Annotated in this window: 1 protein-coding gene; it reads left to right on the forward strand. The window is 45.1% G+C overall.

What is annotated here, in order from left to right:
• The coding region (locus tag DKW72_RS16250; protein ID WP_232522448.1) for a hypothetical protein at nt 1-349 on the forward strand (349 nt) is incomplete at its 5' end.
• Nucleotides 350-401: the final 52 nt, after the last annotated feature.

Below are 401 nucleotides of genomic sequence, written 5' to 3' on the forward strand. Positions count from 1 at the left end.
TGCCTACGGACATATGATGAAATTTTTAGCTGCCATAGCCATTTTATCCTCTCTTCATGCGCAAGCTACTGAAGAGAAAGCATTGTGCAAACATAGGGAGTTGCGTATTGAGCCAGATATGCAAATGGAGGAGAGCGTATTTACGGAGAGCAATGCAGAATCAGCAAAAGCTGCATTAGAGAGGCTTGATTCAAGCAACAATGATTTGATGATTCAATTTGCCATCGAAAACAACAGCCGAATTGTACTTGGCTACCAACTGCGAGCCAGAGCATTCGAGTCCGGCAAAAAGGAAGATATCGAATCCTTCTGCGATTTCTATGTGTCTGAAGCTTTCTACCATGACTAATTGGCATAACAAAGCGTACCAGTTCGCCGCCGTAAGCGGCGGCAGGACGCTC

Origin of the sequence: Marinimicrobium alkaliphilum, assembly GCF_003259155.1 — a bacterium.
Lineage (GTDB): Bacteria > Pseudomonadota > Gammaproteobacteria > Pseudomonadales > Cellvibrionaceae > Marinimicrobium_A > Marinimicrobium_A alkaliphilum.